28 protein-coding genes and 1 pseudogene are annotated in these 26,218 nt (G+C 71.2%); 13 read left to right on the top strand and 16 right to left on the bottom strand.

Translation table 11 applies throughout. The features are described from left to right. Positions 1-241: 241 nt before the first annotated feature. The gene (locus ACH4XV_RS22350; protein ID WP_395792392.1) at positions 242-913 is read left to right on the top strand and encodes a rhomboid-like protein; all 672 of its coding nucleotides are present in this window, start codon (positions 242-244) and stop codon (positions 911-913) included. Positions 914-962: 49 nt separating this feature from the next. Here ACH4XV_RS22350 and ACH4XV_RS22345 read toward each other — a convergent pair whose 3' ends face one another. After that, positions 963-1,439, bottom strand: a complete 477-nt coding sequence (locus ACH4XV_RS22345; RefSeq protein ID WP_395792390.1) for an Lrp/AsnC family transcriptional regulator — start codon at positions 1,437-1,439, stop codon at positions 963-965. A 173-nt stretch (positions 1,440-1,612) separates the two neighbouring features. On the opposite strand from ACH4XV_RS22345, the gene ACH4XV_RS22340 reads away from it, so the two are divergent. After that, positions 1,613-2,539, top strand: coding sequence for an SMP-30/gluconolactonase/LRE family protein (locus tag ACH4XV_RS22340; RefSeq protein WP_395792388.1), 927 nt, complete (start codon positions 1,613-1,615; stop codon positions 2,537-2,539). A 60-nt stretch (positions 2,540-2,599) separates the two neighbouring features. Here ACH4XV_RS22340 and ACH4XV_RS22335 read toward each other — a convergent pair whose 3' ends face one another. Further along, complete coding sequence (locus tag ACH4XV_RS22335) at positions 2,600-2,920, bottom strand: DUF6087 family protein (protein ID WP_395792386.1); 321 nt, start codon at positions 2,918-2,920, stop codon at positions 2,600-2,602. Positions 2,921-3,029: 109 nt separating this feature from the next. Then, entirely contained in the window at positions 3,030-3,893 is an 864-nt protein-coding gene (locus tag ACH4XV_RS22330) for an endo alpha-1,4 polygalactosaminidase (RefSeq protein ID WP_395792384.1), read from the bottom strand. 205 nt (positions 3,894-4,098) lie between these two features. Between ACH4XV_RS22330 and ACH4XV_RS22325 the strand changes: the two genes are divergently transcribed. Then, entirely contained in the window at positions 4,099-5,334 is a 1,236-nt protein-coding gene (locus ACH4XV_RS22325; protein WP_395792382.1) for an NAD(P)/FAD-dependent oxidoreductase, read from the top strand. A gap of 118 nt (positions 5,335-5,452) precedes the next feature. On the opposite strand, the gene ACH4XV_RS22320 is transcribed toward ACH4XV_RS22325, so the two are convergent. Further along, positions 5,453-6,073, bottom strand: coding sequence for a TetR/AcrR family transcriptional regulator (locus ACH4XV_RS22320; RefSeq protein WP_395792380.1), 621 nt, complete (start codon positions 6,071-6,073; stop codon positions 5,453-5,455). Positions 6,074-6,154: 81 nt separating this feature from the next. Between ACH4XV_RS22320 and ACH4XV_RS22315 the strand changes: the two genes are divergently transcribed. Together ACH4XV_RS22315 and ACH4XV_RS22310 are read left to right on the top strand one after the other, a co-directional pair. Beyond that, positions 6,155-6,979 carry a dienelactone hydrolase family protein gene (locus ACH4XV_RS22315; protein ID WP_395792378.1) on the top strand — a complete coding sequence of 275 codons (825 nt, stop codon included), beginning with the start codon at positions 6,155-6,157 and terminating at the stop codon, positions 6,977-6,979. 159 nt (positions 6,980-7,138) lie between these two features. Beyond that, complete coding sequence (locus tag ACH4XV_RS22310; protein WP_395792376.1) at positions 7,139-8,812, top strand: PucR family transcriptional regulator; 1,674 nt, start codon at positions 7,139-7,141, stop codon at positions 8,810-8,812. Positions 8,813-8,825: 13 nt separating this feature from the next. Here ACH4XV_RS22310 and ACH4XV_RS22305 read toward each other — a convergent pair whose 3' ends face one another. After that, positions 8,826-10,460 (bottom strand): FAD-dependent monooxygenase, encoded by a 1,635-nt coding sequence (locus ACH4XV_RS22305; RefSeq protein ID WP_395792374.1) that lies wholly within the window; start codon positions 10,458-10,460, stop codon positions 8,826-8,828. A gap of 141 nt (positions 10,461-10,601) precedes the next feature. Between ACH4XV_RS22305 and ACH4XV_RS22300 the strand changes: the two genes are divergently transcribed. Together ACH4XV_RS22300 and ACH4XV_RS22295 are read left to right on the top strand one after the other, a co-directional pair. Beyond that, positions 10,602-11,144, top strand: a complete 543-nt coding sequence (locus tag ACH4XV_RS22300) for a CGNR zinc finger domain-containing protein (RefSeq protein WP_395792372.1) — start codon at positions 10,602-10,604, stop codon at positions 11,142-11,144. A 62-nt stretch (positions 11,145-11,206) separates the two neighbouring features. Beyond that, on the top strand, positions 11,207-12,178 hold the full coding sequence (locus tag ACH4XV_RS22295; protein WP_395792370.1) for an alpha/beta hydrolase family protein: 972 nt from the start codon (positions 11,207-11,209) through the stop codon (positions 12,176-12,178). Between the two features lie 60 nt (positions 12,179-12,238). Here the strand turns inward: ACH4XV_RS22295 and ACH4XV_RS22290 are convergent, their stop codons facing one another. Next, positions 12,239-12,697 carry a hypothetical protein gene (locus ACH4XV_RS22290; protein ID WP_395792368.1) on the bottom strand — a complete coding sequence of 153 codons (459 nt, stop codon included), beginning with the start codon at positions 12,695-12,697 and terminating at the stop codon, positions 12,239-12,241. A 223-nt stretch (positions 12,698-12,920) separates the two neighbouring features. Beyond that, on the bottom strand, positions 12,921-14,363 hold the full coding sequence (locus ACH4XV_RS22285) for a DHA2 family efflux MFS transporter permease subunit (protein ID WP_395792366.1): 1,443 nt from the start codon (positions 14,361-14,363) through the stop codon (positions 12,921-12,923). 51 nt (positions 14,364-14,414) lie between these two features. On the opposite strand from ACH4XV_RS22285, the gene ACH4XV_RS22280 reads away from it, so the two are divergent. Continuing rightward, positions 14,415-15,167 (top strand): TetR/AcrR family transcriptional regulator, encoded by a 753-nt coding sequence (locus ACH4XV_RS22280; protein WP_395792364.1) that lies wholly within the window; start codon positions 14,415-14,417, stop codon positions 15,165-15,167. 22 nt (positions 15,168-15,189) lie between these two features. On the opposite strand, the gene ACH4XV_RS22275 is transcribed toward ACH4XV_RS22280, so the two are convergent. Next, positions 15,190-15,675 carry a DinB family protein gene (locus ACH4XV_RS22275; RefSeq protein WP_395792362.1) on the bottom strand — a complete coding sequence of 162 codons (486 nt, stop codon included), beginning with the start codon at positions 15,673-15,675 and terminating at the stop codon, positions 15,190-15,192. Further along, a complete protein-coding gene (locus ACH4XV_RS22270; protein ID WP_395792360.1) occupies positions 15,656-16,429 on the bottom strand; it encodes an SAM-dependent methyltransferase in 774 nt (257 codons plus the stop codon). Before ACH4XV_RS22270 ends, ACH4XV_RS22275 begins: the two co-directional genes overlap by 20 nt. A gap of 91 nt (positions 16,430-16,520) precedes the next feature. On the opposite strand from ACH4XV_RS22270, the gene ACH4XV_RS22265 reads away from it, so the two are divergent. Next, positions 16,521-17,117 (top strand): helix-turn-helix domain-containing protein, encoded by a 597-nt coding sequence (locus ACH4XV_RS22265; RefSeq protein ID WP_395792359.1) that lies wholly within the window; start codon positions 16,521-16,523, stop codon positions 17,115-17,117. A gap of 9 nt (positions 17,118-17,126) precedes the next feature. On the opposite strand, the gene ACH4XV_RS22260 is transcribed toward ACH4XV_RS22265, so the two are convergent. The 3 genes from ACH4XV_RS22260 to ACH4XV_RS22250 all read right to left on the bottom strand — a co-directional run bounded on the left by ACH4XV_RS22260 (position 17,127) and on the right by ACH4XV_RS22250 (position 18,308). Beyond that, positions 17,127-17,252, bottom strand: coding sequence for a hypothetical protein (locus ACH4XV_RS22260; RefSeq protein WP_380041871.1), 126 nt, complete (start codon positions 17,250-17,252; stop codon positions 17,127-17,129). Between the two features lie 50 nt (positions 17,253-17,302). Beyond that, entirely contained in the window at positions 17,303-17,512 is a 210-nt protein-coding gene (locus ACH4XV_RS22255; protein ID WP_395792357.1) for a hypothetical protein, read from the bottom strand. A gap of 118 nt (positions 17,513-17,630) precedes the next feature. Continuing rightward, positions 17,631-18,308: an endonuclease gene (locus ACH4XV_RS22250; protein WP_395792355.1), complete on the bottom strand. Its 678-nt coding sequence runs from the start codon at positions 18,306-18,308 to the stop codon at positions 17,631-17,633. Between the two features lie 396 nt (positions 18,309-18,704). On the opposite strand from ACH4XV_RS22250, the gene ACH4XV_RS22245 reads away from it, so the two are divergent. Then, the gene (locus tag ACH4XV_RS22245; protein ID WP_395792353.1) at positions 18,705-19,235 is read left to right on the top strand and encodes a bacterioferritin; all 531 of its coding nucleotides are present in this window, start codon (positions 18,705-18,707) and stop codon (positions 19,233-19,235) included. Positions 19,236-19,311: 76 nt separating this feature from the next. Here ACH4XV_RS22245 and ACH4XV_RS22240 read toward each other — a convergent pair whose 3' ends face one another. Further along, a complete protein-coding gene (locus tag ACH4XV_RS22240; protein WP_395792351.1) occupies positions 19,312-19,686 on the bottom strand; it encodes a hypothetical protein in 375 nt (124 codons plus the stop codon). Positions 19,687-20,053: 367 nt separating this feature from the next. On the opposite strand from ACH4XV_RS22240, the gene ACH4XV_RS22235 reads away from it, so the two are divergent. After that, positions 20,054-21,550 carry an MFS transporter gene (locus ACH4XV_RS22235; protein ID WP_395792349.1) on the top strand — a complete coding sequence of 499 codons (1,497 nt, stop codon included), beginning with the start codon at positions 20,054-20,056 and terminating at the stop codon, positions 21,548-21,550. 23 nt (positions 21,551-21,573) lie between these two features. On the opposite strand, the gene ACH4XV_RS22230 is transcribed toward ACH4XV_RS22235, so the two are convergent. Continuing rightward, positions 21,574-22,671 carry a cation diffusion facilitator family transporter gene (locus ACH4XV_RS22230; protein WP_395792347.1) on the bottom strand — a complete coding sequence of 366 codons (1,098 nt, stop codon included), beginning with the start codon at positions 22,669-22,671 and terminating at the stop codon, positions 21,574-21,576. A 177-nt stretch (positions 22,672-22,848) separates the two neighbouring features. Here ACH4XV_RS22230 and ACH4XV_RS22225 point away from each other — a divergent pair, with 177 nt between their 5' ends. Next, entirely contained in the window at positions 22,849-23,238 is a 390-nt protein-coding gene (locus tag ACH4XV_RS22225; protein WP_395792345.1) for a hypothetical protein, read from the top strand. 258 nt (positions 23,239-23,496) lie between these two features. Here the strand turns inward: ACH4XV_RS22225 and ACH4XV_RS22220 are convergent, their stop codons facing one another. Next, a complete protein-coding gene (locus tag ACH4XV_RS22220; protein WP_395792343.1) occupies positions 23,497-24,354 on the bottom strand; it encodes an alpha/beta fold hydrolase in 858 nt (285 codons plus the stop codon). Between the two features lie 113 nt (positions 24,355-24,467). On the opposite strand from ACH4XV_RS22220, the pseudogene ACH4XV_RS22215 reads away from it, so the two are divergent. Then, positions 24,468-24,638: pseudogene (locus ACH4XV_RS22215) on the top strand (TetR family transcriptional regulator); the annotation flags it as partial. A gap of 456 nt (positions 24,639-25,094) precedes the next feature. Here the strand turns inward: ACH4XV_RS22215 and ACH4XV_RS22210 are convergent. Beyond that, positions 25,095-26,153 (bottom strand): NAD(P)-dependent oxidoreductase, encoded by a 1,059-nt coding sequence (locus ACH4XV_RS22210; RefSeq protein WP_395792341.1) that lies wholly within the window; start codon positions 26,151-26,153, stop codon positions 25,095-25,097. Between the last annotated feature and the right edge of the window lie 65 nt (positions 26,154-26,218).

The following is a 26,218-nucleotide window of genomic DNA, read 5'->3' as shown; positions in this document are numbered from 1 at the left end:
CCCCGAGGCCGTCGCCTGCCGGTGGCCGGTGCGACGGGCCGGAACGCGCGGGTCGCCGGCATACCCTGTCGTCCGTACGCGTCGTGCGGCCTCGCGTCGTGCGGCCGTGTGCGTTTGTGCGCGTCGGGCCGGGAGTTCGGTCGGGGATCCGCGCGGTTGGATCGGTACGGACGTCCGCATCCCGATGGGGGAACCATTGCTCGCGTCAACCCTCGACTCGACGCGGCGTGCCGTCGGCGCGATGTGCGCCTGGGTCGTGTCGGCGCCGGCCACGTACCTCTGGCTGTTGATCATTCACGTCACGACGCTCGACATGTATGTGCGGCTGACCGCCGACGAGCGGGTGGCCTTTCTGCGTCGGCAGAGTACGAACCTGCACAATCTCGATACCAGGCCGCTGTGGGTGATGCCGGCCAGCGCGGTGTGGGCCGAGGGCTGGCACGTGGTCAGGTTCGTCGTGATACTCACCGCGCTGTGCGCGGTCGCCGAACGGTGGGTGGGCACTCGGCGCATGCTCACGGTCGCCGCGCTCGGCCATGTGGGTGCCACGTGCATCAGCCAGGCGCTGGTCCTGATCCGGATCCACGAGGGCACGCTGGCGGAGAGTGCGCGCCTTCAGGTGGATGTCGGGCCCAGTTACGGCTACATGGCGGTCGCCGGGCTGCTGTTCCACGGCATCGCCGGCCGTTGGCGCTGGGCCTACGCGGTGGGCCTGGCCCTGTACGTGGGCCTGCCGTTGCTTTCGCAGCGGGACGTCACCGCGACCGGGCATCTGTGCGCGGCGTTGATCGGACTGTGCTGCCACCGCTTCGCGCGCGGTCGGCCGAGATGGGATCCGGACGCGTGGTGGCGCGGCAGGCGCGCGACCCGGTCGGCCGGCGACGCGGTCGGGGCGACGTCCGGCGGTTCGTAGGGCGCGGCGGGGTGGCGTGCGACCCGACGCGCGCGTGGGCCGCCTCGGGTCAACGTTTGTCGGGCTCGGTCCTGACCGGTGTCGGCGTGCCGCCGGTGGGGGCGGGGCGTTCGAAGAAGGTGTCCAGGGCGATCGTGGCCTGGGTGCTGCTCACCCCGGCGATGGCGTGGATGCGGCGCAGTACGTCCTGAAGGGCGCCGGTCGACGTGGTGCGGACCTTGAGCAGGACGGAGGCCGTGCCGGCGACGACGTGCGCCTCTTGGATCTCGCTGATCGCGGCGAAGGCCGGTCCGGAGTCGCCGATCCAGGCGACCGAGTCGACGGTGACGAAGGCGAGCACGTCGAGGTCGACGGCGGCGGGGTCGACGTCGACGGTGGTGCGGCGGATGACGCCGGCGGCGCGGAGCTTGCGGACCCGCTCGTGGGTGGCGCCGGCCGACAGGCCGATCTCCCGGCCGAGGTCGGCGTAGGTGCGCGTCGCGTCGGCCTGGAGCAGCGCGAGCAGGCCCCGATCGACGTCGTCCATGGGGTCCTCCGTGGGGTGGTGTCGATCGCGGGGGCTCGATGCCAGCGGGCGAGGTCGGCGGCGTCGGGGCGAGGTGTGGCACGTTTGGCTCGGTATTGACGCGATCGAATCCTATTCTGTAATCATTGCAAAGCGCGAGATGATGTTCTGTGATGACGAGGAGTTGCGAGACGATGTCCGACCCACGAACTCCGATCTACGACGTGATCGACGAACGGTTCCGCACCGAGCGGTGCATCTACGGCGACGACCGACTGGAGACGCTGTACGACGGGGGTCGTTGGTCGGAGGGGCCGCTGTACTTCCCGGCCGGGCGCTACCTGATCTGGAGCGACATTCCCAACGACCGCATGATGCGCTGGGACGAGACCAATGGGGTGGTGAGCGTCTTCCGCTCGCCGGCCGGGCATCCCAACGGCAACACCCTCGACGCGCAGGGTCGACTGATCACCTGCGAACAGGGCAATCGTCGGGTCACCCGCACCGAACACGACGGCTCCGTCACCGTGTTGGCCGATCGTTTCGGAGGCAAGCGGCTGAACAGCCCCAATGACGCGGTCGTTCACTCGGATGGCTCGATCTACTTCTCCGACCCCGACTTCGGCATCACCACCGACTACGAGGGGCATCGCGGCGAGAGCGAGATCGGCGCGACGAACGTGTACCGGATCGACCCGGTGACCGCGGATGTGCGGCTGGTCGCCGACGGGTTCGCCGGGCCCAATGGCTTGGTGTTGTCCGCCGACGAGCGCCGGCTGTACGTCTCCGACACCCGCGCCAACCATGTGCGCGTGTTCGACGTCCGCGCGGACGGCACCCTCTCGGAGGGCGAGGTGTTCGTCGAATGCCGGGCCGGCGACGGGCGGTTCGACAACATCCGCTTCGACGACGGGGGTCGGTTGTGGGTGGCGGCGATGGCCGACGGGGTGCACTGCTACGCCCCCGACGGCACCCTCATCGGCCGCATCCGCACCCCCGAACCCGTCGCCAACATCACCTTCGGCGGCGCCAAGCGCAACCGCATGTTCATCGCCGCCAACAACGCCCTATACTCCCTGGTCACCGCCGTCACGGGCCTGTCGCGCCTGCCAGGGCGATGACGGAGGCGAGGGGACGGTGGCCGAACTCGCCCATGGCCCCCGCGAGCTGTCGCGCTCGTGCTACGTCGTCCTGCGGTGGCGGCCGGTGCCCTCGCCCAGGTACGGGCCCGGTTGCGTGCGGTGGGCGGCCGTCGTACCGTCCTCGGCGGCTCCCTCCCGCGACCACGGATACAACAGCCTTGCCGCTTCGAGGTAGTTCGCGGCGACGGCCAGGGTGACCCACTGATAGCCGTCCCATTCCAGGACGACGCGCGGTGCCTCACGATCGACGTGGGACGCGCGGGGCGGGCCGGTGAGGTGTACGGCCTTGCGTTCGCCGACGGGACGCAGCCGCTGCTCGCGTCGGGCCGCCCAGTCTTCCAGGGGTTCGTCGTTGCTCACGTGCTCTCCGGTCCGGATGGGTGGGCTTTGACCGGAACCGTAGCGGCTTGATCGGGCACGGGTGCAAGGATCGGCGAGGGTTGATCCGGGTGGGGGAAGCCGCCGGCGCTCAGCAGGTTTCGTAGCGGTACTCCCGGTTGCCCGCCTGCGTCACGTCCCGGTCGCGCAGGACCACCGACAACTTCTCGCCCCAGACCCGGCAGGTCGCGGTGAAGTGGGGCTTGGCGTACTCGACGACGAAGACGCGGTTCGCGTAGGCCGAGGCGTACGCGCCGCATTCGTTGTTCCGGCCGCACTCCTCCGCCACCGCGAAGTCGAAGCCGACATCGGTGCCGTGGCCGAGCAGTTCGGCGCCGTTCTTCTGGGCGATGGCCAGGTGGGCGGCGTGCGCCCGGGCGGCGAGGAGGCGGGCGAACGCGATGTCGTCGGCCGGGGTGAGGAGGCGGTGGGAGCGGGTGTAGGAATCGAAGTTGTCCGGCTCGACGGCCTGGAAACCCGACCGGGCGCACCCGTCGATCCAGTCGCCGACGATCGCGGCGAGGGCGGTGCGTTTGGCGTCGGTGGAGATGTCGAGCAGGGCCTCGTGCCACTCGGTGTCCATCACGATGGTGCCGCCGTCGCGCAGCAGCAGGTCCGGGTGTTCGCGCTGCCATCGGTCGAGGGCGTCGGGTTGGACCTGAAAGGCATTGATGTAGCAGATGTTGTACCGGCCCGGTTCGGGGCGGGCGGTCCGGTCGCGGGACACCACGCGTACGCCGGGCGGCGGGGCGTAGGCGCCGCCGATCTGGTAGTCGAACCGGGCATGCGGCTCGGGGCGCACCACGCCCGGAGCGGGTGGGGCGATCGACGCGGGCGTCGGCGGATCCGCCGCGATCTCGATGCCCTCCGACGCGCACCCCGTGAGCAGGGTCGCCGTCACCACCCCGGCGAGCGCGAGGAGAAGGGTGCGGCGACGGCGAGCCGGTGGGCGCATGGTCGAGACTCCGGAGGGGTCGGCGAACGGGTACGACCGCGCGGGGTGCGCGGAACGGGCCCATCGTGCGCGGCCGACCGTGAGGAAATCGTGAGCGCGGCGCCGGCTTTCGTCCGAGGTCCGCACGTGGCGTGACGAGCAATGAGCAGTGTGTGATCGCTACGCTGCCGGGAGGTTGCCGTGCAGTGTGACGAAAGGGTCGGCCATGAGTACGACTTCGACAGGCTCCCCGTACGTGATCGTCGGCGCGTCCCTCGCCGGCGCCAAGGCGGCGGAGACCCTGCGTGCCGAGGGATACGCGGGCCGGATCGTGCTGATCGGCGACGAAGGGGAGTATCCCTACGAACGCCCGCCCCTGTCCAAGGGATACCTGCTCGGCAAGAACCCCCGCGACGACGCCTACGTGCACGAGGAGACCTGGTACGCCGACCACGACGTGGAACTGCGCCTGGGGCGTACGGTCACCGCGATCGACCTCCCGGCGTCCGCCGTCGTGCTGGACGACGGTAAGCGCATCGACTACGCCAAACTGTTGTTGACCACCGGTGCCACGCCGCGCCGACTGCCCGTGCCCGGCGCCGACCTGGACGGCGTGCGCTATCTGCGTCGCCTGGCCGACAGCGACCGGCTGTTGGCGGACTTCCGCGCCGGCCGTCGGGTCGTGGTGATCGGCGGCGGCTGGATCGGCCTGGAGACCGCCGCCGCGGCGCGCGGGCACGGGTGCCCGGTGACCGTGGTCGAGGCGGCTCCGCTGCCGCTGCTGCGCGTGCTCGGAGACGAGGTCGCCCGGATCTTCCTCGACCTCCACACCGCGCACGGCGTCGAGTTCCGGTTGCGCGCCGACGTCGCGGAGATCACCGGCGACGGCGGCAAGGTCACCGGGGTCCGGCTCGGCGACGGCACGGAGGTGGCCGCGGACGTGGTCGTCGTCGGGATCGGCGTCGCCCCGAACACCGCGCTCGCCGAAGCCGCCGGGCTCACCGTGGACAACGGAATCCGTACCGACGCCGCGCTGCGCACCTCGGCCGCCGACGTGTACGCGGCCGGCGACGTCGCCAACGCGCTGCATCCCGTCCTGGGCCGGGGCATCCGGGTCGAGCACTGGGCCAACGCGCTCAACCAGGCGCCCGCCGCGGCGCGCTCGATGCTCGATCGGGACGTGTCGTACGACCGCATCCCCTACTTCTTCACCGACCAATACGAGCTCGGCATGGAGTACACCGGCTACGCCGAACCGGGGGAGTACGACCGGGTGCTGTTCCGGGGCGACCCGGCCGGCGGGGAGTTCATCGCCTTCTGGCTGGCCGAGGGCCGAGTGCTGGCCGGGATGAACGTCAACGTCTGGGACGTCACCGAAGCCATCGGGCAACTCGTGCGCTCCGGCCGCGCCGTGGACCCGGAAAGGCTGGCCGACCCGGGCATCCCGCTCGATCGGGTGTAGTCGCGCGGCGGCGGCCAACGGCAGGCGGCCAACGGCACCGGGCCCTCGATCCCCGGTGCGGCGTGAACGAAGGCGCCGAACGGAGCCGGCTTGGAGACAACGCCGTCGAGGGTCGGCGTCAGGCGCCGAGCACGTCCAGGGACAGGCGTTTGGCGCGGTCCAACTCGGTGTCGTCGCCGAAGAGTTGGTAGCGGGTGTTGGCGGCGCGCAGGTAGGCGTCGATTCGGAAGGCGTCGTCGGTCGGGAAGTGGCTGCCGGCGGCGGACAGTTCCGACTCCAGCAGGTGCAGCCACTCGCGGGCGAGGTCGCGGACCGCGTCGGCGACGGGGCCTTCGCGGCGGCCGTATTCGACCGAGGTCGTGGTGATGAAGCACCCGCCGGGGAAGACGCCGTCGCGCAGGTAGGCGACCCAGTTCTCGAGCAGGGCCCGGAGTCGGGGCCGTCCCGGGGCGGCGGGCCACGAGGGCTCGACGACGTGCCGCAGGTACAGGGTGCGGGCCTCGGCGACGGCGGCGATCTGGATGGCTTCCCGGTTGGCGAACACCGTGAGGATCCCGCTCTTGCTGTGCCCGGTCCGGGCGGCGAGCGCGCCGACGGTGATGGCGTCCAGCCCGTGCACGGTCGCGGACATGGCGGCCTGTCGGGCGACTTCGTGCCGGGTCCGGTCGCCGCGGGCGCGGCGGCCGTCGGCGCGCGGCGCCGGGGAATTCGCGGCGGAGTCACGGGTGTCCGGGGCCATGCGCCGATTGTATGCGATCGATCGGTCGTGTAGCGTCGGCAATAATTACGACCGATCGATCGCATAGTGGAGGCGCGGATCATGGGTGTCGACGGCGGCGCCGGGCTGGACGGCTTCGCGAAACGCGTACTCTCGCTGTCCGGGGACGAGAAGACCGTGCACGTGGCCGGGAACGGGCCCGCGGTGATCGTGATGCCCGAGATGCCGGGCATCAGCCCCGACGTGGTGCGCTTCGCCGGGTGGGTACGCGATGCGGGGTTCACCGTCTACATGCCGTCGCTCTTCGGTGTCGACGGGGCATATCCCACCGTCGAGCTCGCCGAGCCGATCCTCAAACGGGCTTGCGTCAGCAAGGAGTTCAGGGCGTTCGCGGGCGGCGGCACGAGTCCGGTGGCGGTGTGGCTGCGCGCTCTGGCCAAGGCCGCGCACGACGAGTGCGGCGGACCCGGCGTCGGCGCGGTGGGGATGTGCTTCACCGGCAACTTCGCGCTGAGCATGACGCTGGAGCCGGCCGTCATCGCCCCGGTCCTCGGCCAACCCTCACTTCCACTGGACGATCCCGCCGCCCTGGAACTGTCGCCGGAGGACGCGGCCGCCATCCGCGAGCGCTTCGAACGTGACGAACTCACGGCACTCGGCCTGCGCTTCGACAACGACACGTGGTGTACCGGCCAACGCTTCGCCGCCTACGCACAACTCCTCGGCGACCGCTTCGACGGCCGCGTCCTCCCCGGCGAGTACGCCAACCCCGCACCACCGCCGTTCTTCCGCGACGTGGTCCGGACCCCGCACAGCGTGGTCACCGCGCACCTCGTCGACGAGGAAGGCCACCCCACCGTGCGAGCCCGCGACGAAGTCCTCGCATTCCTCCGCGCCCGCCTGCTTCCCGACCACGCCACGGCCTGACGGCACCCGCGTCGCCGACAGGATCGGGCCGACGGTTTGTCCCGGCTTTGCCCGGGTGCTCGGCGTGGTTCGATCCCCCGGTGATCTTCCCTTCGACAGTGATCGTCGGGTACGACATCGGGGGACCGTATCGTTTTGCCGCACCGAGGTGACACCCACGTGACGAACCGCCACCGCCGAAGCCTTGCCCGCGTGGTCGAGGATTTCGGCCGCACCTTCCTCGATCTCGTCCACGGCGACGCGGACACCGTGGAGGAGATCGGCGGGGTGGTCATTCACGACCCGTACGACGAACCGGCCTACCCCCGGCACGCCGTGGTGCTGGGACCGGCCGTGCACGGACCCGCCGAGATCGCCCGGCTCCTGGGCACGCTCCGCGTGCACGGCGTCACCGCCCTGATCGTGCGCGGACCCGTCGAGCCCGACGAGGAGGTCGCGCGCGTCGCCGCCGAGACGGGCATCGCCGTGCTGGCGCTGACCCGGGGCGCGTCCTGGGCCCAGCTCGCGGCCATGCTCCGCACGCTGCTCACCGAAGGCGACGTCGGCGACGCCGGCGGGCAGACCCTGGGCGGCGTGCCCTCGGGAGACCTGTTCGCGCTGGCCAACGCCGTGGCCACGCTGCTGGACGCCCCCATCACCATCGAGGACCGCCGCTCGCACATCCTCGCCTTCTCCGGCCGACAGGACGAGGCCGACCCGTCACGCGTGGAGACCATCCTCGCCCGCCGCGTCCCGGAGAAGTACCTGCGCGTCTTCGAGAGCCGGGGCGTGTTCAAGGAGCTGTACCGCACCGGTGAGCCGCTGCTCATCGCCCCGGCGGTCGACGACCCGGACGAGCCCGCGCTCTGGCGCACGGCGGTCGTGGTCCGGGCGGGCGACGAGATCCTCGGCTCGGTGTGGGCGGCGGTCCGCGAACCGCTCAGCCCGGAGCGCACCGCCGCGTTCCGGGACGCCGCCCAGCTCGTGGCCCTGCACCTGCTGCGCCACCGGGCCGGCACCGACGCCGAGCACCGGCTGCGCGCCGACCTGGTCACCACGGTCCTGGAGGGCGGCGCCGGCGCGACCGACGCGCTGGCCCGCCTGGGTCTTGTGCACGAGCCGACGGTGGTGCTCGCGCTGGGCGTGGTTCCGGACGGGGCCGAGGACGACACCCGACTCACCGCCGAACGGCAACGACTGACCTCGGCCTTCGCGGTACACCTCCACGCCGTGCAACCCCGCTCGGCCGTCGCGCTCCTGGGCGACGTCGCCTACGCCGTGCTGCCCGCGCCGGGCGATCCGAGCGCCGCGCGCGAGCGGGCCGTACAGATCGCCGACAACTTCCTCGAACGCACCGGCGATCGGGTCAAGGCGCTGATCGGCGTCGGATCGATCGCGGAGGAGCCCACCGCGCTGCGCCGCTCGCGTCGAAACGCCGACCGTGCGCTGCGGGTGTTGTCGAGCGGTGAGGTCAAGCTGCGGGTCGCCTCGATCGCCGACGTGCACATCGACGCGGTGCTCTTGGAGATGCGCGACCTCGCCGCCGTCAACGGTGACGAACTGGTGGGCCCGCTGGCCCGATTGGTCGCCTACGACGCCAAGCACCAGTCGAACCTGGTCGAGACGCTGCGGGCGTGGCTGGACGCCTTCGGCGACGTGGCCACCGCGTCGGCGAGCATGTTCGTGCACCCGAACACGTTCCGCTATCGCATGCGTCGCCTGGCCAAAGTGGGCCGGGTCGACCTCCAGGACCCGGCGGCACGGTTCGCGATGACGCTGCAACTGCGCTTGATGGGCCCCCAGTCGGGTGGATCGGTTAGGGCCGACGCGGCGCGCCTCACGGGGGCGCGGTAACGAGTCGGCGGGGTCATCGGGCTCCGGTGAGGATGTGCCGCAGCACCTCGCGGAGTTCGGGGCCCGCCGGTGGGGCGGCGGCGCGCCAGGCGATGTGGCCGTCGGGGCGGATCAGGGCGGCACCGCTCGCGGGCAGGCCGTACCACCGCCGGAAGCCGCCCGGGTGTTCCTCGCGCAGCCGGACACCGTCGAGCGGGTGGACGATCACGGGGATCCCGGCCGCCGCGGCGGCGTCGGCCTGCCGGTGCCAGGCGGGGGTGTCGGTGGCGGTGATCAGGGTGAAGTCCGGGCCGACGAGGTCGAGGGTGGAGGCGACTGCGGGCGGGCCGGCGAGGCGGATGTGCGGGGCACGGTGTCCGGGGGCGCCGCTCGGGTGGTAGCCGGTGGCGTCCAGGGGCGGTGGGGCCGGGATGTCGGGGTCGGGGACCACGGCGGTGGAGCGGTAGGCGGCGGTGAGGAGGAGTTCGTCGTCGATGCGATAGCCGGTCCGGGAGCGGGCGTTGCCGTCGGATACCTCGATGACGTGGCGGGCGACCGGGCGGCGCTCCGCGTCGTAGCTGTCCAGGAGAGCCGGGTCGGCGCGGCCGGCCACGACGGCGGCGAGTTTCCAGGCGAGGTTGTCCGCGTCGCCGATCCCGGTGTTCATCCCGTGTCCGCCGGTGGGCGGGACGACGTGGGCCGCGTCGCCGGCCAGGAGCACGCGCCCGCTGCGGTAGCCGGCCGCCAGCCGGGCGTCCATCCGCCAGTACACGGTGTCGCGGACGGTCACGTCGAGGTCGGGGATGCCGGCGGCGGTGCGGACGAGGGCCACGAGCCGGTGCGGGTCGTCGAGGTTTTCGCCCGCGCGCGGGTGCTCGGGGTCGAGGGGGTACTGGTAGATCCAGTAGCGGTCGTTGTCCACGGCCATGAAGCCGCCGAGTGCGGGCGGGGTCAGGAAGTAGGCGGCACTGGCCCGGTCGGCCACGACGGCGCCGAGCGGCGCCTCGAAGCGGACGCTCAGGTAGTGGGCGAGGCCCATGGGCCCCTCCATGGCGATGCCCGCGCGGGGGCGGACCGTACCGGCGGCCCCGTCGCAACCGACGAGCCATGCGGCGCGCACGGTATGCCGACGGCCGGTGTCGCGGTCTTCGAGGACGACATCGAGACCGGCGCCGGCCCCGGTTTCGGGCGGGTGTTCGCCTCTTGCTTCGGCTCCTGCTTCGTGTTCTGCCTCGGTGAAGGACAGCAGGCGCATGCCGAAGCGAACGCGGCCGGGTGCCGATTCGCGCGCCCGGCGCAGCAGCACCGGTTCCAGCGCGTCCTGGGAGCAGATCACCCCGGGTGAGGGGGTGTGCTCGTCCCCGGCGGACGTGTCATGGGCGACACCGGTGCGGACGAAGTCCGGATCGACCAGGTCCCGGCCCCGGTAGAAGAAGACCTGCGAGGCCGGAAGACCCGCCTCGCGCACCGCGTCCTCGAGCCCGAGACGTCGCAGGATCTCCATCGAACGAGCCGCGATGCCACGGGCTTTGGGATGGCGGGAGGTGCCCGGATGGGCTTCGACCAGCAGATGGTCCACGCCGTACCGGGACAGCAGGATCGACAACGTCAGGCCGATCGGCCCGCCGCCCACGATGAGCACAGGAGTCGTCGGTGGTGGTGCGTGCATGGCTCTCCCCGGAGGCGGATCGCGAGCGATGGAGCGGACGATCATCGAGATTGTAACGCTCGGCGAATGATTTAGACGTTACCATGGCATGGTCGCCCGGGAAGAAGCCCGCGACGGAGCCGGTCGGAAAGGACGAAGCGCATGCTTGAGGACCCCGGCGCGGGCAACCCCCGCGGCCTCTACTTCATCGCCGACCTGGCGAACACCATCGAGGACGACCCCGGGGTCGGCGCGCCGGCCCTCCAGGCCCTCCTGGCGCACCACGGCGGCCCGTCGTTCATGCTCACCGAGGACGAAGCCCGGCAGCTGCGCGAGGCCGCCGCCCGGTTGATCCGCATCCTGGAGACCGACGACGAGGACCGGGCGGCCGAGGCGATCAACGCCCTCCTCGACGAACACCCCGCGCAGCCCTACCTGGTCCGCCTCCCCGGACGCCCCTGGTCGATGCACGCGAAGGCGGCCGGGGATGCCGCCCCCGCCCATTGGCTCCTGGCCACCTGCGCCCTGGCCCTCGGTCTGTGGCTCGGCGAGCGAGGCCGCTGCGCCTGGGGGCGGTGCGCCGCGCCCGACTGCGACCACTTCTTCATCGACACCGGTCGCCGAACCCCGCAGCGCTACTGCACCCCCCGCTGCGCCACCCGGGTCCGGGTGGCCGCGCACCGGGGGCGGCGGGTGATCGACTAACCGGAACCATGTTCCGTATATTAAGCGGAACGACGCTCCGCTTCTCTCCAGGGGATTTGCCCATGCGTACATCGACCCGAATCGGCGACCTCCTCGGCCCGCCCACCCCCGTTTTGTCCGTTCGGCCGGTGGTGATCCCCGCGCCCGGTCGCGCCGTGGATCTCCAGGTGCGCGTCACCGCGCCCGTGACCGGGAGCGGGTTGCCCATCCTCCTGCTCTCGCACGGGCAGGGGCACTCGAACCACCTCTCCTCGCTGGACGGTTACGCGCCCCTCGTGGACTTCTGGGCGAGCCACGGCTTCGTGGTCGTCCAGCCCACCCACCTGAGTTCGACGACGCTGAAGCTCGCCCACGACACCCCCGGGGCGCCGATGTACTGGCGATCGCGCGTCGAGGACATGACCCGCGTCCTCGACGCGCTCGACGTGATCGAGGCCGCCGTGCCACAACTCCTCGGGCGCCTGGACCCGAGCCGGGTCGCCGTCGCCGGACACTCCATGGGCGGCCACACCGCGAGCCTGCTGCTGGGCGCCCGGCTCACCGACCCGGACGACGGGAGCGAGGTCCACCCGGCCGACCCGCGAATCAAGGCGGGCGTACTGCTCGCCGCGCCCGGCCGGGGCGGCGACGCGCTCACGGCGCCCATGGCCGAGCACTTCCCCTTCCTCGCGACCCCGGACTTCTCCCGGATGACCACGCCCACACTCGTGGTCGCCGGCGACAAGGACGCCTCCGCCCATCTGACGGTCGCCGGTCCCGAGTGGCACACCGACCCGTACTTCCTCGCCCCGGGCCCCAAGTCGCTGCTCACCCTGTTCGACGCCGAACACGGACTCGGCGGCGTCTCCGGCTACGACGTCGCCGAAACCACGGACGAGAACCCCGAGCGGGTGGCCACGGTCCAGCACCTCACCGGGGCCTACCTGCGCGCCCGACTCCACCCCGACGACCCCGCATGGCAGTCGGCCTGGCAATCGGCGTGCGACGCGCTGACGTCCGCGCCGAAGCCCATGGGTCGCGTCGAATCAAAGTAGACGTGTGATGACGGCCCCCGGGAACTCGCTTCCCAGGGGCCGTCGTTGTGTGATCCGGGGTCAGCAGGGCACGGGCAGGTCGAGGGTCACCGGGCGGGCGGGCCACTGGTAGGACTCCACCTCGAAATTGCCGTGGATGGTCGAGCCACACTTGATCGCGCCGCCGACGCCATACACCTTGATCGTGGTGAAGTTGAAGACGTCGTTGCGGCTGACCGCGCCGAGGGATACGCCGGACACGTTGCCGGTCAGGCGCAGCGTCACCGGGAGCGGCTGGGGATACGGGCCGCCCGGGGACGGGGGACCGGCGAGCCCGACCTGGCCGAAGAGCTGGACATTTTCACCGGTGACCTCCGCGCACACCTTGGTCGACAGGCCCGACTGCAGGCCGTAGGTGCCGCAGGTGACCGACGTCGGCGTGGTCGGCTGCGTGTCGTCGGCGGACGCGACCGGCGCCGTGGCGAGGACGCTCAGACCGGCCACGCCTATCGCCGCCGCGGTGATGATGACCTTCTTCATGGGAATACCTCCGTGTCGTGACGCCCGGAACGGACGTCGATTCTTATGAGGTGTGACATTGCACATCTCACATGACACATACTCGCACAACCGTGAGCCACCGAGTGACGTCGAGCGGTGACCGTGGACGTGATGTGCGTTACATCGGGTTGAACGGCGATGACTTTCCGTCATGCGGCGGGCTCTGTGGCCGAAAATCGGCCCCAGATCCCCGTGAAGGCGCTCAGTGAGTCTGTTGGGAGTGCTTCGGCAGCAGGCCGACGAGCAGGAGGGTGAGGAGGTACAGCGCGGCACAGATCGCGAAGACCAGTTCCGCGGCGTGGAAGTAGGCGCGGGTGCCGCCGTGTGCGACGCGGCTGAAGAAGACGGTGCCCAGGGCCGCGACGCCGATGGCTCCGGCGAACTGCTGGACGGCGTTGAGCATGCCCGCGCCGGAGCCGACCTCCTCGGTCGTGGCGTCGCCGAGGACGAAGTCGAAGAGCGGGACGAACATCAGGCCCGCGCCGAAGCCGGTCAGGAACAGCGACGGGGCCAGTCGCCAGACGGTGACGTCGGTGTACCAGTGCGCGGTGGACCACCACAGGCCGAGGAGGCCGACGATCGCGATGGACAGACCGATGCGCAGGGTGGCGCGGCCGAGTTTCTCGGCCAGTACGGCGCCCGCGAGCAGGACCGCGACGGCGGTGCCGAGCGCCCAGGGGATCAGGGTCAGGCCGGTGCGCAGCGGCGTCCAGTGCAGACCGAGTTGCAGCAGAAGGTTGATGACCAGCACGAACGCACTGAGCGAGGCGTAGAAGCCGCCGACGATCAGCAGTCCGACGACGAAGCTGCGCCGGCGGAACAGGGACGGGGTGATGACGGGGTGCGGGCTGCGCTGTTCGGAGCGGACGAAGAGGGCGAACACCATGATCGAGGCGGCCATCGTGAGGTAGGTCCAGGCGGGCCAGCCCAGCTCCTGCCCCTGGATGAGCGGGACGATCAGCAGCGCGGACCCCGCGGTGAGCAGTCCGACGCCGGTCACGTCCAGGCGGGCACTCGGGTCCTCGCCGCTGTCGTGCGGCAAGACCCGTCGGCCGAGGGCCAGGGCGGCGATGCCGAAGGGGATGTTGATCAGGAAGATCGAGCGCCACTCGGTGCCGAACGGGTTCAGGTCGAGCAGCCAGCCGGCCAGGATGGGTCCGGCCACGGTGGCCAGGCCCATGATCGGGCCGAACGGCATCAGCGCCTTGCGCAGGTGTTGCGGGGGGAAGACGACCTTGACCAGGGCCATGCCCTGGGGGATGGTCACGGACCCGAACAGTCCCTGAAGCAGGCGGGCGGCGATCAGGAAGCCGGGGTTGGGCGCGAGACCACAGGCCAGTGACGCCAGGGTGAATCCGGACATGCCGAGCAGGAACAGCCGGCGCCGGCCGAGGATGTCGCCGAGCCGGCCGGAGGTGACCAGGCCGAGGGCGAACGCCGCGGTATAGGCGGTCAGCACCCACTGCAGGGTCATCGGACCGCCGCCGAGGTCGGCGCGGATCGACGGGCCCGCGAGGTTGGCGATGCCGGAGTCGAGGAGATCCATGATCTCGGCCATGAAGACGACGGCCAGGACCAGCCACGCCCGGCGCAGCGGCAGCGGGTCGGCCCGCGGAACCATGAACGAACTTAGTTCAGTAGTCATGAACTAAGTTCTACGCAACGAACTTAGTTCGCGTCAAGCTAGGATGTGCCCATGCCCTCCGACCAGCCGAGGCGGGACCGAGCCGCCCGCCACGCACCGCAGCCCGCCGACCCCGTGCCGACGCCCCCGCGCCGGGAGCCGATCACCCTCGAACGCATCACCGACGCCGCGTTGCACGTGGTCGCCACCGAGGGATACGACTCGCTCACCGTGCGCAGGATCACCCACGTGCTCGGCACCGGGCCGTCCTCGCTGTACGCGCACATCGTCAACAAGGACGACATCGACGACCTGATCATCGGCCGCCTGTGCTCGCGGATCGTGCTGCCGGAGCCCGACCCGGCGACCTGGCGGGCCCAGACCCGCGACGTGTGCGGGCAACTGCGCGACCAGTTCCTGATGTACCCGGGCATCTCGCGCGCCGCGCTCGCCATGGTCCCGACCAACCTGGAGACGTTGCGGGTGAACGAGGGGCTGCTCGCGATCCTGCTCGCGGGGGGCGTCGCACCGCGGACGGCCGCGTGGGCGATCGACAGCCTCTCCCTCTACGTCGCCGCCTACGCGCTGGAGCGCTCGCTGCTCGGGCAACGGCAGAAGCACCCGGACTACGCGTGGGTGCTCAGTCGGGACGAACTGGTCGGCCGGTTCGAGGCACTTCCGGCCGACCGGTTTCCGCGGATCAGGCGGCATGCGGCCGAACTGACCTCGGGGGAGGGACACGACCGGTTCGACTTCGCCCTCGGCTTGATCATCGACAACCTCGTTGCGGACGGTCCCGGACCGGCGGCCCCGACGGCCTCGTAGTCGGGTCCGGCCGGCGGCGGGTTCAGCGACCGGTGGCGCCGTCGACGAGTTCGCGCAGGATGTCCGCGTGGCCGGCGTGGCGACCGGTTTCCTCGATCATGTGGGTGAGTGCCCAGCGCACGCTCGGTGCCGAGCCGGGGCGGCCCGGCCGGGGGAGCGGGGCGCCGAGGTCGGTGCAGGTGTCGAGGATCGTATTCGAGCGGTCGACGCTCTCCCGGTAGCGGGCGACGACGTCGGTCACACCGTCCTCGGCGGCAGGGTGGAAGGTCGCCTGCCAGTCGGTGACCTTCTCGCCGAGGAACATCGCGCCCTCGACGGCGGTCAGGTGGGTGAGCAGGCCGAGCAGGTTCGTACCCGAGGGCACCGCCGCGGTGCGCACCGCGGGTTCCGGGGCTCCGTCGACCTTCGCGGCGATCGAGGCGCGCAGGTAGTCGAGGAATCCGCGCAGGACGTCGACTTCGGTGTTCGCGGTGCGGGGCGGCGGGGTGTCACGGCGGCGGGAGGGCACGGGGTTCTCCTGGTGCGGGTGGGGGCGGCCAGTGGTGCGGAGGGCTGGTTTCGGGCGGGAGCGGTGTCACGGTGCGGCGGACGAGCAGGACGTGGTCGATCACCTCGGCGGTGCGGCCGTCGGGGCCGACCGCGATCCGGTGCGGCATGTCCGCGCGTTCCACCCGCCACCGCGTGGGGGACAGGCGCAGCGGCGCCACGACCTCTCGGGGCGTCGGATACCGCACGTCCGGGTCCTGGTTCCACGACCACGGCGCCGTCGAACCGTGATCGACGACCAGCAGTCGTCCGCCCGGGCGCAGCAAGTCGGCGGCGGAGCGCAGGACGGCGGTACGGTCCTGGGCGTACGGGGTGTGGAAGTAGTGCGCGTTGACGAGGTCGAAGCGCAGATCGGGCAGCGCGGCGCGGATGTCCTGCGGCGTGGCGGTGATGCGATTGCCCAGGCCGCGGGCGCGGGCCAACCGGGCGAGCCGGGAGGTGGCCACGGCCGAGACGTCGAGGGCGGTGACCTGCCAGCCGCGGTCCGCGAGCCACAGCGCGTCGCCGCCGCCACCACATCCGAGGTCCAGCGCATCGCCCGGGGGCAGTGCGGTGACCGTCTCGACGAGGCGGGCGTTCGGCCGAGGGTCGGTGGGCGCGGGGCGCCCGGCGTAGACCGAGTCCCAGTAGCGGGCGGCGTCGTCCCCGGACGGGTGCGCGTCGGTGGGGTGCGGTGTCGCGTCGTTTCGGTGCGGTGCGGCGTCGGAGTGGTCCATGGGGTCCCTTCCCCTCGGTGTCGGTGCGGCCAGTCTCGGCCGACGTACCACCGGGTGGCGCGCTTCCTTGCCGTTTCGGCAAGCTGGTCCCATGGACTCTGCACTGGAAGACGTGCTCGACGCGGTCGGACCGCGGCTGCGGGCGCTGCGGCAGGCGCGTGGCATCACCCTCGCCGATCTCTCCGCGACCACCGGGGTGTCCGAAAGCACCCTGTCCCGGCTGGAGAGCGGTCGGCGTCGGGCGACCCTCGAACTGCTGCTGCTCCTGTCGGATGCCTACGACGTCCCGCTGGACGATCTGGTGGGCGCCCCGCGCGCCGGCGATCCGCGCATTCACCTGAAGCCGATCCGGCGGTTCGGGATGACGTTCGTGCCGCTGTCCCGACGGCCGGGTGGCACACAGGCGTTCAAGATGATCATTCCCGCGCGGCCGGAACCGCTCGAACCGACGTTGCAGACCCACGAGGGGTTCGAGTGGCTGTACGTGCTCGGCGGCACGTTGCGCCTGGTGGTCGGCGAGCGCGATGTCACGGTGCAGGCGGACAACGCCGTCGAGTTCGACACCTCGCTGCCGCACTGGCTGGGCAGCGCGGACGGCGGGGCGGTGGAGCTTCTGGTCCTGTTCGACCTGCAGGGCACGCGGGCGCACGTACACGGCGGCCGGGGTGCGCCTCGGGCGCGGACGTAGGTCGGAGCGTCAGTGCCTGCGGTGGCCGTTGTGGCGTCTGGCCAGCCATCGGGTGGTCAGCACGACCAGCAGGATGACGACGGCGATCAGCACGATCGCCGCGATGCGCAGGCGCAGCACCGATTCCGTCGACATTTCGGCCCCCTTCGGTGTGCGTGCGTACGGCGGAAACGTCCGGGCTCGGGCTACTTGCCGGGTCGCCGGGACCTGGTCCTGGTGCGCTTCCAGAGCAGGAGGGCGACTCCGGCCGCCGCCGCGCCGAGGGCGGGTGCGCCTGGCTTGGCGCGACGCCCGGGGGCGGCGCCGTGATCGGCCGCGCGGTCCTTGACGGCGTCGGGGGTCGGGGTCACGATGCGGGCCTTGGTGCCGGCGCGGGGTTCGTGGCGGGTGGCCATGGTCGTCGTCTCGCTTCCTGCGGTTCGGGCGTGACTTCCTGTGTGTACTCCTGTGCGTCTTCCTGTCGGGCGGCTACCCGGGGCGTGGTCGATGACACGTCCGTGTGGGTGTGCGCGTTCACTTGGGTGGTGGAGTCGCGGTGGTGATGCGGTCGGCCAGGTGCTTGTCCAGGTCGACGCGGACCAGTGCGGCGGCGAGTCGGGCCAGGTCGTCGGCGGCCACCAAGGCGGCGAGGGCCTTCGTGGTGGTGGGCAGGTCGAGCCGGGCGGCGCCGTGCAGGGCCCGATCGTCCAGGGTCGGGCGCAGGAACGGCCAGACGGCCTGGGCCTCCCGGCAGAACATGCCCGCGCCGGTCGGCCCGATGCCGGGGAATTCGCAGAGCAGTTCCCGGACCCGTTCGGGCCGTTCGTCGGCGTCGCGGGCGAGCCGGCGCAGGTCTTTGGCGTAGCGGCGGTGGATCAGGTCGGCGCAGTTGCCCAGCCGGGTCGCGGTGCCCTCGTCGTAGCGGACGTAGTGGGCGCGGCCGAGCGCGTCGACACGTTGTTGCCAGGTGAGTTCGGCCAGGCCGGTGGGTGTGCCGCCGCCGGCCGCGAAGAGTTCGCGGGCGGCGGCGACGGCGATCGAGGCCTTGATCCGGGTGGCGCCGAGATTGCTCAGGACCAGCAGTCGCCACAGCGGCGCGGGCTTGTCCGCGAGCCGCACGTCGGCTTCCTCGGCGTAGGTCGTGCCGGCTTCGGCGAGCAGGCTCCGGACGGTGGCACGGTGTCGCGCACGGGACTGCGGCTTGTCGGTCACGGGTGCTCTCCGGGCGAGGATGCGGTGGGTCGTTCCTGGCGGGAGCGGGTACCCGGATGGTCCGATCACAACCTTGTGCGGCGGGGGCGGCGAGTGGTGCCGCCGGGTGCGGTCGGCCGCATGGGTGAGGGCGGTATCGGAACCGGTGCGGAGGTGGGATGCGAGGCGGCGAGCGCTGTACGAACAGGCGCTGCCGGTAGGGGAGTTCATCGATTCCAATGATCTGTCGGTCGGATCTGCCGGCGACCCGTGCATCGATCGGCCGAACCGGGGCAGCCGGACGGGCACCGTTCGATGTCCGGGGGTCGCCCCCACGGATCCGGGCGTGGGTTTCGTGCGATTGCGCGGAGGAGCCCGGGGTAACGGCGTGGAATCGAGCGAGCGAGATGAGGAACGATGTCGGAATTCCTGAGTGACGTGGAGACCCTGCGGGCCAAGGCTCGGCAGCAGATGGACAAGGGCCCGGTGACCGCCGCGTACGGGGCGGACCTGGAGCGGGTGGTGGAGGTGCTCAATACCGCCCTGGCCACCGAGATCGTGTGCGTGCTGCGCTATCGCCAACACCACTTCGCGGCGAAGGGTGTGCACGGGGAGACCGTCGCGGAGGAGTTCCTGGTCCACTCGAACGAGGAGCAGGAGCACGCGGACAAGCTCGCCGCGCGGATCACCCAGCTCGGTGGTGTACCGGACTTCGACCCGTCCACGGCCGCCGGGCGCGCCCATTCGCAGTACGCGACGTCGTCGGATCTGACCGAGATGATTCGGGAGAACCTGGTCGCGGAGCGTATCGCGATCCAGGCGTACACGGAGATCATCGGCTGGCTCGGCGACGGGGATCCGACCACGCGGCGGGTGATCGAGGACATTCTCTCGGTCGAGGAGGAGCACGCCGACGACATGCTGGGGTTCCTGGAGAAGAGTTCCTGAGCGTACGCCGGGAACGCGCGGGACCGGGGCGGCGGTTGCGCCCCGGTCCCGCGCGTCGATCGGCCGTGGTGCCGGGTCAGTCGTAGTAGGGATTGCGCGGCGGCCCGGGGGGTTGCGAGGTGTCGGCGTGGTGCGGGCGGGCGGCCCCGTCGGCCCGCCACTCATCGGTCGTGGCGGGACGGGCGGCTCGGGCGTGCAGGCTCCGGTCCAGGCTGCGCACGTCGTGGGCGAGCCGACGCGTCCGGGCGCCGTCCCCCATCAGCGCGAGCCCGGCGCAGAAGATCAGGGCGAGGGCGAGGCCGGCGAGGAACGCGTCCAGGATGTCGAGGGTGACGAGGTCGCGGTGGAAGAGGCGGACCGTGTATTCGGGGCCGCCGGACGTGTTGTAGCCGATCAGCAGGCCCACGAACGCGGCGGTCGCCGCCGCGAGGAGCAATCCGATGGCGATCATATTGGGTACCTTCCCGTTGTTCTTCCCGTGCTCGAACGGGTGTTCGCCGGGACGGCGGGGGCGACTTCGTGGATCGGTGAGGTGACGGTCTCCGGCGCGTGATCCCGGGTCCGACTGCCCTTACCCCGGCCGACTTGTCGGCCCGCGGCCGGGGGAGGGCAGCTCCATGGCGCGTCTACCCGCTGCCATCCGGGTCACTCTCCCGATCGAATTGATCGTGTCGGGAGGGGAATTCGGGGTAGCCGCCGGTTCGCCGGCGAAGACGGATTCCGACGACACGCGAACTCCCGGGCCCCATGGCCCTGTCGGAGTCGTTCGACGCTGTCCGAACCCACCCCGAACCCAGCCCGATCAGGAGGGATGCACCGTGTCCGACGCATCGAGACCGAGTACCCGAGCGGGGAAGTCCACGACGTTCACCACGGATGTGCCGGCACGTCTGGATCGATTGCCGTGGTCGACGTGGCACTGGCGCATCCTGATCGGTCTCGGCACGGTATGGATCCTCGACGGCCTCGAGGTCACCGTGGTCGGCAACGTCGCGGGCAGGTTGTCCGAACCCGACAGCGGCCTCGACATCACCGCGGCCCAGGTCACCGGCCCGGGCGCGGCGTTGTACGTCGCGGGAGCCTGTATCGGGGCCCTGTTCTTCGCGTGGCTCACCGACCGGTTCGGGCGCCGGAAGTTGTTCATGGTCACCCTCGCCGTCTACCTGGCCGGCACCGCGCTGACCGCGCTGTCGGTCGAGGCGTGGATGTTCTTCCTGTTCCGGTTCGTCACCGGACTGGGCATCGGCGGGGAGTACGCGGCGATCAACTCCGCGATCGACGAGTTGATGCCGGCCCGCTACCGGGGTCGCGTGGACCTCGCGGTGAACGGTACCTACTGGGCCGGGGCGGCCGGTGGGGCGTTGTTGTCCGTGCCGATGTTGAACACCGGTCTTTTCCCGGCCGATATCGGCTGGCGGTTGACCTTCGCGTTGGGTGTGGTGCTGGGGTTGGTGATTTTGCTGGTGCGCCGGCATGTCCCCGAATCCCCGCGGTGGTTGTACCTGCACGGTCGCGGTGAGGAGGCCGAGCGGCTGGTCGCGGGGGTCGAGGAGAAGTTGGTCGCGGAGGGTACCCACGGCCCCGGGGGTCGGCCCGAGTTGCCCGAGCCGGAGGGCGAAGTAACCATCGATCGAAGCAAGTCCGCCGGGCTCGGCACGATCGCCCGGGCGGTGGTGCGGGACTACCCGAGGCGTTCGGTGCTGGGGTTGTCGCTGTTCATCGGGCAGGCGTTCCTCTACAACGCCATCACCTTCGGCTTCGCGTCCATTCTGGAGACGTTCTACGACGTGCCGAGTGGTCGCACCGGGTACTACTTCGCGGTCATCGCGGTCGGCAACCTGCTCGGGCCGCTGCTGCTCGGGCCCCTGTTCGACTCGCTCGGTCGGCGGGTGATGATCACGTCGACCTACGTCGGCAGTGGCCTCGCGCTCTTCGGCACGGCCTGGCTGTTCGGCGCCGGACACCTGAACGCGTCGACGCTCACCGCCTGTTGGTGTGTGGTGCTGTTCCTGGCCTCGACCGGTGCGAGCAGTGCGTATCTGACCGTCTCGGAGATCTTCCCGATGGAGGCGCGTGCCTCCGCCATCGCGCTGTTCTACGCGGTCGGCACGGCGGCGGGCGGGATCGCCGGTCCGCTGGTCTTCTCCGACCTCACCAAGTCCGGCGATGTGGGCGACACCGTACTGGCGTTCTGCATCGGCGCGGGCCTGATGGTCGCGGCGGGCGTGGTGGCCGGATTCCTCGCGGTGAACGCGGAACGCCGCTCGCTGGAGGACATCGCCCCGCCGCTGACATCGGCGGACGAGCGCGGGTAGGGGCCGGGCTCGGGCGCGACGGGCTAGTCGTTCGCGGTCGGGGGGTTGGCGGTGTCGGGGGCGGCTCGGTGGAGGGACTGGTGGTGGCGGTGGGCGGCTTGGCGGTCGGCGGTTCCGGCGCGCGTGATGTCGAGGAAGATCTGGTCGACCGTCGGCCAGGACTCGCGGATCGTGTGCTTGAGGCGTTCGGACATGTCCTCGACCTCGGTGCTGTCGAGGCCGTCGACGAGGTCGATGCGGGCGGCGAGGAGGGTGGAGTGACGGCCCATGCGCATGGTCAGGACCTCGGTGACCACGTCGATCTCGGGCTGTTCGGCGAGTCGGGCCAGGATCCGCTGCTGCAACTCGACGTCGACCGCCTCGCCGATCAGTTGGTCCCGGGCGGCCCGGCCGAGGCGGTATGCGACGAACACCAGCAGCAGGCCGATCGCCCAGGACGCCGCCGCCTCCCATACGGCGTTGCCGGTGGCCATGTGCAGCCCGAGGCCGGCCGCCGCGAACAGGACGCCGAGTACCGCGCTGCCGTCCTCGGCCAGGACCGTGCGCAGGGTCGGGTCGGGCGTCTCGCGGGCGTGGCGCAGTACGGGCACGCCGGCCGCGCGGGCTTGGCCGCGCAATTGTACGACGGCGCGCAGGAGCGACCCGCCCTCGGCGAGCAGGGCCAGGCCCAGTACGGCCAGACCCGCGACGTAGGCGCCGGTCTTCGGCTCGCCGTGTTCGCGCAGCGCCTCGAAGCCCTGGAAGACGGAGAAGCAGCCGCCGGTCACGAAAATCCCGACGGCGGCGAGGAGGGACCAGAAGTAGCGGTCCTTGCCGTAGCCGAAGGGGTGCTCGGCGTCCGGCGCGCGGCGACTGTGGGACAGGGAGGCGAGCAGGAACGCCTCGTTGAGGGTGTCGGCGACCGAGTGTGCGGCCTCGGACAGCAGCGCGGGCGCTGCCGCGAGTACGCCGACGGCCGCCTTGGCGATCGCGATGACGACGTTGGCGGCGAGTGCGACCCATACGGTCAACCGGGTTCCGGCGTCGTCGTCGGCGGCGGTGTCACCTGCGGGCGGGGGCGGTGGTGGGTTCATATGCTCGTCTGCCACGCCGGGGCTGCTACCCCCTTGCCGGGGCGGCATGCGAGCCGGGAGCCGGGTGGGCGGGCGAGAAAGATGTCCCGGATGTGTCCCGGGCGCGCATGGCAACGGCAGGGCAGGCAAGGGCAGTGGATCGAGGATGAGTTCCCCTCGATCCGGGAGGCGAGAAGGTCATGGCGAACGACACGGACATCCGGAAGACTCCGACCGGTAACCCCGTTGTACGCGTTCGTCGGAGCGGGTGACCTCGCGGTCGCGAAGATCCGTGAAGTGCCCGCGCGGATCGCCGAGTTGCGGAGCGAGAAGCCGGCGCACCGGAAGCCCGTCCGGGAACGCGTCGCCGACTCCGCCGCCGACGTCCGGGACCGACTCGGCGAGAAGTTCGACGCGGTGGCCAAGGACGCGCGCGAGACCTACCAGGGGCCGGCGGCGCGGGGGCACGAGGTGGTCGACCGTGTTCGCGGCCGGGCCGACGAGGCGGGGCAGGACGCGAAGGAGTTCGCGGGCGAGGTCGCTCGGGACGCGAAGGAGCTCGCGGGCATGGCCGTTCGGGATGCGAAGGGGCTCGCGGACAAGGCCGCGCGGGATGCCAGGGGGGCTCACGGGTGAGGTTGCCGAGGATGCGAAGGAGTTGAAGGGCCGGGCCGTTCAGGACGCCAAGGAAATCAAGGGCGAGGCTGCCCGGGATGCCGAGGAGCTGAAAGGCGGGACGACCGGGGGCTCCACTGCGAAGGGCAAGGCCGGTTCCGGCTCAGGGTCGGGTTCCGGGTCCGGTTCGGCGTCGCGTTCGGGTTCCGCTTCCGCGAGCGGTGCCGCGGCTCGGGCGAGGAGTGCTCGTTCGCGCAATTCGTCGAAGTAGGGCGGACCTTACGAGGGGTGGGTCAAGAACGTGCGCAGGGCGGTGACCAATGCGGCCGGGTTGTCCTCCTGGACGTTGTGTCCGGCGTTCGGGACGACCGTCAGTCGCCCGTCCGGGATGCGCTCGACCAAGCGTTCGGCGGTGCTCTGGGGGAGCACCCTGCTGCGTCCACCGCGCACGAGCAGGACCGGAACTCCGGTCAGCAGAAAGGCCATTCGATCCATGACGGCGAGGATGGCGGGGAAGTCCGGCGGGCGCGGATCGCCCTTCGGGATCCAATTGCCGTCGGGTGCACGGCGGAACAGCGTGTTCATGCGGTAGGCGACGCTCGGGCGGTCGGCGCGCGGGTTGACCCGCATCGCGGCTTCGACCACCGTGTCCAGTTCCGGTACGGGGCCCAGTCCGGCCACGAACGCCCGTACCCGTCGGGTGCTTTCGAAGTTCACGCCCGGGGCGACGTCGACGAGTGCCAGGCGTTCCACCCGATCCGGCCTCGCGTCGGCGACGTGGGCCGCGACCACGCCGCCGAGTGACATGCCGACCAGTGCGAAGCGATCGAGGCCGCAATGGTCGGCCGCGGCGACGACGTCGGCGGCCATGGTGTCGATGCGGTAGTCGTCGGACCAGCCGCTGTCGCCGTGGCCACGCAGATCCGGTGCGATCGGCCGAATGGCGCCGCGCAGGCCGAGGCAGACGAAATCCCAGGTGCGGGCCGTCAATCCGCCACCGTGCAGCAGGATCACGGGAGTTCCGGTGCCGCCCCAGTCGAATCCGTGCAGCCGGCAGCCCGCGCGGGAGTGGTGGAACTCGCGGGGCGGCGTCGGATCGTGGATCGGCACGCCCAGGGCCGTCGCCAACTCGGTCATCGCCGGAATCGTGGATCGTCCGGGCACGGCGTCTCCGTCCTTCCATGCCTTCTTATTACCTTGAGTACTCAAGGTAAGCGGATTACCTTGATGGGTCAAGGTAGGATGCGGCCATGGCGACCCGAGTGCGACGCAATCCCGATGACGCCCGGCGGATGATCCTGGAGGCGGCGAGCAGGCTGCTGACCGCCGGTGGCCCGGCCGCCGTGCAGGTGCGGGCGGTCGCCGCCGAGATCGGCATGACGGATGCTGCGGTCAACCACCACTTCGGCACGCGCGATCGACTCCTGGAGTCGCTGTTGCGCTTCGGCGGGGCCAGGCTCAAGACCGAGTTGCGCGCCGTGCTGGACGCGTGGCGCGACGGCCCGACCGATCCCGCCGATCTGGTGCGCGCGCTGGCTGCGCTCTACGCCGACGGCTACGCCGAACTGGCGCTCGCGCTGCATCGTTCCGGCCGGCGGGACACCGGCAGCGGGCTGCTCGACGAGGTGGTGGACCGCCTGTACGCCCAGGCGCGGGAGCAGTGCGCGGCCGACGGTCGCACGCCGCCGACCCGCGAGGCGATCCGGCTGACGATGGCCGGCCTGCACCAGGCCGTCGCGATGGAGCCCCTGTTCGGCGACGACTTCCGGCGCAGCGTCGGCCTCGACGCGAGCGCCCGGGAGCACACCCTCGACTGGTGGATCGAGGTCCTGCGGATGACCCTGTCCGGCCGGGGACCCGGTCGATCGGTCACGGGTTCACGCGGTGGCCACGGGGACGGCGTCGGGGCGGTCGGTGAGCAGAGCGGCGATGTGGTCCGCGCACCGGAGCGCCGCCGTGGCCATGGCGGATCGGGTCATGCCCGCGATGTGGGGGGTGAGCACGGCGTTGGGGAGGCCGGAGAGGGGTGAGGCGAAGCGGGCGTGTTCGTGTTCGAAGGTGTCGACGGCCGCTGCCGCGAGGGGGTGTGTCGGGGTGGTGAGCGCGTCGGCCAGGGCCTGTTCGTCGACGAGGCCGCCTCTGGCGGTGTTGAGGAGGATCGATCCCGGTCGCATGGAAGCGAGTTCGGTTCGGCCGATCAGTCCCCGGGTCCGGTGGGTGAGCGGGAGGTGCAGGGAGACCACGTCGCTGGTTGCCAAGAGGGCGTGCAGCGAATTCGTGGTCGGTATGGGGGATTCGGTCGGGCGTCGCGTGTAGCACTGGACTCGCATGCCCAGCGCGGTGGCTCGTGTCGCCAGTGCCTGGCCGATGCGGCCCAGGCCGACGATTCCCAGGGTCAGGTCCGACAGTTCGGCCGCGGGGGTCGGTGGTGTGCTCCAACGGCCCTGGTGGGCAGCCTCGTTGTGGGCCGGGAGGTTTCGGGTGAGGGTGAGCAGTTGGGCGAGGGCGAATTCGGCGACGGCGTTCGCGTTGGAGCCCGGGGTGTGGGTGACGGTAACGCCGTGACGGGCCGCGGCGGTGAGGTCGACGTGGTCGGTGCCGGCTCCGGCGCGGCCGATCACCCGCAGGCGGTGGGTCAGGGCCGCGTCGGTCGCCGCCGCGAGGAACGTGGCGCGCAGCGGGACACCCGCGCGGGACTTGATCGCGTGATGGCCGATCCCGTCCCGGACGGTCTCGGCGATCAGTGCCGACTCGTCGAAGGCGTCGAAGTCGGTGAACCGGACGCGGTCGGCCCAGGCGGCCCGCGTCCGCGCCGGGTCGGCCACCCGGCGCAGGTTCAGCGTGATGCTCAGCCCGTGGTCGAGCAGGCGTTCCAGTTCCCGTGCGAGCAGCTCACCGGGAGCGGCGTCCAACACCAGGACTCGCGGTGGTTCCACGTGATCACCCTTCCCCGACGGGAGCCTACCGCCGGCCGTTGCTACGCCGCGTAGTGGTGCGGGTA

The sequence above is a fragment of the Embleya sp. NPDC020630 genome, assembly GCF_044334985.1.
GTDB lineage: Bacteria > Actinomycetota > Actinomycetes > Streptomycetales > Streptomycetaceae > Embleya.
Note: the sequence above shows the minus strand (reverse complement) of the source record. Positions and strands in the feature narration are given on the sequence as shown.

What these genes read in the sequence shown, in the direction of transcription:
- ACH4XV_RS22350 (WP_395792392.1), top strand. Translation starts at nt 242, where the DNA reads ATGTGCGCCTGGGTCGTGTCGGCGCCGGCCACGTACCTCTGGCTGTTG.
- ACH4XV_RS22345 (WP_395792390.1), bottom strand. Translation starts at nt 1,439, where the DNA reads ATGGACGACGTCGATCGGGGCCTGCTCGCGCTGCTCCAGGCCGACGCG.
- ACH4XV_RS22340 (WP_395792388.1), top strand. Translation starts at nt 1,613, where the DNA reads ATGTCCGACCCACGAACTCCGATCTACGACGTGATCGACGAACGGTTC.
- ACH4XV_RS22330 (WP_395792384.1), bottom strand. Translation starts at nt 3,893, where the DNA reads ATGCGCCCACCGGCTCGCCGTCGCCGCACCCTTCTCCTCGCGCTCGCC.
- ACH4XV_RS22325 (WP_395792382.1), top strand. Translation starts at nt 4,099, where the DNA reads ATGAGTACGACTTCGACAGGCTCCCCGTACGTGATCGTCGGCGCGTCC.
- ACH4XV_RS22320 (WP_395792380.1), bottom strand. Translation starts at nt 6,073, where the DNA reads ATGGCCCCGGACACCCGTGACTCCGCCGCGAATTCCCCGGCGCCGCGC.
- ACH4XV_RS22315 (WP_395792378.1), top strand. Translation starts at nt 6,155, where the DNA reads ATGGGTGTCGACGGCGGCGCCGGGCTGGACGGCTTCGCGAAACGCGTA.
- ACH4XV_RS22305 (WP_395792374.1), bottom strand. Translation starts at nt 10,460, where the DNA reads ATGCACGCACCACCACCGACGACTCCTGTGCTCATCGTGGGCGGCGGG.
- ACH4XV_RS22300 (WP_395792372.1), top strand. Translation starts at nt 10,602, where the DNA reads ATGCTTGAGGACCCCGGCGCGGGCAACCCCCGCGGCCTCTACTTCATC.
- ACH4XV_RS22295 (WP_395792370.1), top strand. Translation starts at nt 11,207, where the DNA reads ATGCGTACATCGACCCGAATCGGCGACCTCCTCGGCCCGCCCACCCCC.
- ACH4XV_RS22290 (WP_395792368.1), bottom strand. Translation starts at nt 12,697, where the DNA reads ATGAAGAAGGTCATCATCACCGCGGCGGCGATAGGCGTGGCCGGTCTG.
- ACH4XV_RS22285 (WP_395792366.1), bottom strand. Translation starts at nt 14,363, where the DNA reads ATGACTACTGAACTAAGTTCGTTCATGGTTCCGCGGGCCGACCCGCTG.
- ACH4XV_RS22280 (WP_395792364.1), top strand. Translation starts at nt 14,415, where the DNA reads ATGCCCTCCGACCAGCCGAGGCGGGACCGAGCCGCCCGCCACGCACCG.
- ACH4XV_RS22270 (WP_395792360.1), bottom strand. Translation starts at nt 16,429, where the DNA reads ATGGACCACTCCGACGCCGCACCGCACCGAAACGACGCGACACCGCAC.
- ACH4XV_RS22265 (WP_395792359.1), top strand. Translation starts at nt 16,521, where the DNA reads ATGGACTCTGCACTGGAAGACGTGCTCGACGCGGTCGGACCGCGGCTG.
- ACH4XV_RS22260 (WP_380041871.1), bottom strand. Translation starts at nt 17,252, where the DNA reads ATGTCGACGGAATCGGTGCTGCGCCTGCGCATCGCGGCGATCGTGCTG.
- ACH4XV_RS22255 (WP_395792357.1), bottom strand. Translation starts at nt 17,512, where the DNA reads ATGGCCACCCGCCACGAACCCCGCGCCGGCACCAAGGCCCGCATCGTG.
- ACH4XV_RS22245 (WP_395792353.1), top strand. Translation starts at nt 18,705, where the DNA reads ATGTCGGAATTCCTGAGTGACGTGGAGACCCTGCGGGCCAAGGCTCGG.
- ACH4XV_RS22240 (WP_395792351.1), bottom strand. Translation starts at nt 19,686, where the DNA reads ATGATCGCCATCGGATTGCTCCTCGCGGCGGCGACCGCCGCGTTCGTG.
- ACH4XV_RS22230 (WP_395792347.1), bottom strand. Translation starts at nt 22,671, where the DNA reads ATGCCGCCCCGGCAAGGGGGTAGCAGCCCCGGCGTGGCAGACGAGCAT.
- ACH4XV_RS22220 (WP_395792343.1), bottom strand. Translation starts at nt 24,354, where the DNA reads ATGACCGAGTTGGCGACGGCCCTGGGCGTGCCGATCCACGATCCGACG.